Genomic DNA, 3,289 nt, shown 5'->3' with positions numbered 1-3,289 from the left:
AGCGTCTGCCCAACGGTCCCCTCTCCCTTCAGGGAGAGGGTTAGGGAGAGGGCGTTCTTTGGAATCCTGCCAACTCCTTCCGGCAGAACACCATTCGCGAGCAAGCTCGCTCCTACGAGGAGCCCAGCTGGGAAATCGGGAATGGTCCGTGTAGCACGAAGCCTCCCTCAAAGATGCGCTATCAACTCCTCCAGCGCCTTCGCCTGGTCGTCCGCCAGGTCGATGATGTGGAAGCCTGCCCAGCCCAGCTGACCCTCGCCGCCACTGCGGCTCCACAGGCAGTCGGCGCCCAGGGTGATCTCGCCCACCTCGTGCAGCGGCGGCAGGGGCACCAGGCGGCATTCCAGCACCGAATCCGCCGCCGGCACGTCGACGCCGCAGAGCATGAAGCCTTCGACGGACAGGTCGGCCAGGCGGCCGAGGCTGCGTCCGGTGTGGCGGTCGAAGACCTCGACCTTCAGGTCCGTGCTGTGCCGGTTGTGCTGGCGGCGTTCGTCCATCGCTTACTCCTCGGATGGGCTGTTGGGGCGCCCGGCAAAGCGCTGCAGCATGCGGTAGATGGCGCCGAGCGCGCGGTCGACCAGGGGCTGAGCCCCGGCTCCGGCCAGGCGCACCTTGCCCTGTTCCATCTCCAGCGCCAACTGGCCGATGGGTTTGACGGCGACGCGCTGCCCCAGGTGATCGACGAACATATAGTTGCGCGTGGTGGGGCTGAACCAGGACAGCTTCAGGCGCCGTGGCGGCGTGCTGTCGGTGAACTCGAACCAGGTGCCGAATTCGATGCGGCGCAGTTCCTCCATGATCGCCCGGGCGCGGATGGACAGGCTTTCCTCGGTCTGCCGCTCGGCCACGCTTTCGCCGTCGAGCATCGCCCCCAGCGGGCTTTCCGGCAGTTCGGGGTGCAGCCTGGCGGCGATTTCCGGCTGCTGCGCCTGGATCGCGTGCTGGCAGGCGACCAGGTCCTGCAGCAGGCGGCGGATGCCTTCCTCGTGGTAGCCGCCGAGCACTTCCAGGCCCTTGCGCAGGTCTTCCAGCAGCGTCGGGCGCATGGCTTGCAGGCGCGCGCGGCCGGCGCTGTCCTGCGGCGTGACGCTCCAGGCCAGTTGCTCGGCGATCTCGCAGGCGCGGCGCCATTCGTCGCTGTCCTCGCCGTTGCGCAGGAGGATGAAGGTCAGGGCGTCGGCCCAGCTGAGGTCGAGGAAGTTGCGCACCAGCTGCGGCAGTTCGCGTTCGGCGCAGGCCTTGCGGATGACCTCGATCGCCTGTTCGCGCGCGCCCAGCAGGCGGTCGCGGCCGCGGGCCGCCTCGGTGGCGCGGCGTTCGCGCAGTTCGGCCTTCTGGCGGATGTTGCCGATGTATTCGTTGAAGTCGCCGAGCAGCTCGTCGAACAGGCGCAGGTCGCCGGCGAAGTCCTGGATCACCCGCTCGACCACCCAGTGCATCTTCGCCAGCAGCCCGCGCTCCTCGCCGTCGCCGCCGTACAGCGAACCGGCCTGGGCCATGGCGTTGAGCAGGCGGCGGGCCGGGTGGTGGTGCTGGGTGAACAGCGCCTTGTCCAGCAGGGCTACCTTGAGGAAGGGTGTGTGCAGGTGGGAGAGGGTGGTCTTGCAGCTGTCCGGCAGGCTTTCGTCGTCGAGGATGAAGTCGAAGACCATGCCGACCAGGTCGATGACGTCGGCTTCCTGGTCGGTCAGCTTGTTCTGCCCGGGGCGGTCGCTGCCGGCTTCCAGTTGCTGATGCAGGTCCTCCTTGAACTGCTGGACCGCCTGGGGCTGGCGGATGCGCCGGGCGAGGTCCTGGGCGGAGATGCGCTGCAGGCGGTTGAGCGCGTCGAGCAGCTCCCCGGCGCTGTAGGTGCGGGTAGCGCCGCGTGGCGTCAGGCGGGCGATGCTGTCGCTATGGCCGAAGTTCTCCAGGCCGCGCCGCCGGTGTTCGGCGAGCAGGGCGTTGAGGCCGCCGTAGAGCGCCTGCTGGTCGCTGGGCGGGTAGGGCGGCAGCTCGCTGAAGTCCAGCGGCGGCGCTTCGGTACTGGCGGATGCGCCCGGGGCGCCGGGAGGCATCGCGGCGTTGCTGCCTCCGCCGCTGGTCTCTGCCGGCGTCGCTGGCGTGGCTTGTCCGGGGGCCGCTGCGCTCGGGCGGGGTGCCGGGCGAGAGCCCTGCTGGGCGCGGTAGCGCAGGTTGGGCAGGATGCCGGCCTCGGTCAGGCGCCGGTTCAGCTGTTCATATAGAGGCGGCAGGTTGCGCATCACCTGCTGGTCGAACAAGACATAGAGCACGGTCTTGATGCGCAGGGCGAAGCGGCTTTCCGCGAGCATCTCGCGGAAGCACTGGGCGATCGCCTGGGGGCCGAAGGGGTTGCTGTCCTCGGCCAGCTTGCTGCCGTTGTTGAGCAGGGCCAGGCGCTGGTCCAGGGCGAACAGGGATTGCGCGCACTGCGCCTTGACCTGGTTCACCATGTTGGTGATGAGCAGGGTTTCCTCGTATTCCTCGTTGCCGACCAGGGACAGCTGCTCGACGTCCAGCTCCTCCAGGTGCGCCCGGGAGGGCAGGGTGCCCTGCATGAAGTCGCCAAGGCCCTTGGCGAAGCGCTGGTGATAAAGGCGCTCGAGGGTGGGGCGCTGGCGGCGGATCTCGCGCATGCTGTCGAAGAACAGCGCCTGCACCTGGTTGTTCTCGGCCTTCTCGGCGCATTCGAAGAGGGTGTCGTCGACCTGGGCGAAAACCGCCGCCAGGAGTTCCGCCAGGTGGTTCATCGCCAACTGCCGGCAGCCCTGTACCAGCTCGCCGAAGCGTGGCTGGATGGCCCGGCTGGCGACGTTGGAAGACGGCGGGGTGTCCTTCGAACTCATGGGCGATCCTGTCCGTGATCTCAGCGCCTGCAGGCGAGGGCAACTTGTTTTATGCAGATATAGCAATCTGCCTGCCGGCCTGCAAAGAAAAAGAAGAAAAACTTTTTGGATCAGAGGGTTGACAGTCCGTTCGAGACCCGTAAAATGGCGCGCCTCTGATACGGGAAACGGCAATGCCGAAACGTAGAAGGGATTGGAAGGCTCGTCGTTCCGCGATAGCTCAGTCGGTAGAGCAAGTGACTGTTAATCACTGGGTCCCTGGTTCGAGTCCAGGTCGCGGAGCCAACTTCCAAGCGGGGTATAGCGCAGTCCGGTAGCGCGCCTGCTTTGGGAGCAGGATGTCGGGAGTTCGAATCTCTCTACCCCGACCATATCGAGGGTCGTTAGCTCAGTCGGTAGAGCAGTTGGCTTTTAACCAATTGGTCGTAGGTTCGAATCCT

General features: G+C 66.6%; 2 protein-coding genes and 2 tRNA genes. 2 read left to right on the top strand and 2 right to left on the bottom strand.

What is annotated here, in order from left to right:
* Positions 1-167: 167 nt before the first annotated feature.
* Together FG99_RS30645 and FG99_RS30640 are read right to left on the bottom strand one after the other, a co-directional pair.
* Positions 168-500, bottom strand: a complete 333-nt coding sequence (locus tag FG99_RS30645; RefSeq protein WP_043274046.1) for a PilZ domain-containing protein — start codon at positions 498-500, stop codon at positions 168-170.
* Positions 501-503: 3 nt separating this feature from the next.
* Complete coding sequence (locus FG99_RS30640) at positions 504-2,849, bottom strand: DUF1631 domain-containing protein (RefSeq protein WP_043274045.1); 2,346 nt, start codon at positions 2,847-2,849, stop codon at positions 504-506.
* A 209-nt stretch (positions 2,850-3,058) separates the two neighbouring features.
* Here FG99_RS30640 and FG99_RS30635 point away from each other — a divergent pair.
* Positions 3,059-3,134, top strand: a tRNA-Asn gene (locus tag FG99_RS30635).
* A gap of 9 nt (positions 3,135-3,143) precedes the next feature.
* A tRNA-Pro gene (locus FG99_RS30630) sits at positions 3,144-3,220 on the top strand.
* Positions 3,221-3,289: the final 69 nt, after the last annotated feature.

It is taken from the genome of Pseudomonas sp. AAC, assembly GCF_000725445.1.
Classification (GTDB): domain Bacteria; phylum Pseudomonadota; class Gammaproteobacteria; order Pseudomonadales; family Pseudomonadaceae; genus Pseudomonas; species Pseudomonas citronellolis.
This window is presented reverse-complemented; position numbering and strand designations above follow the sequence as displayed.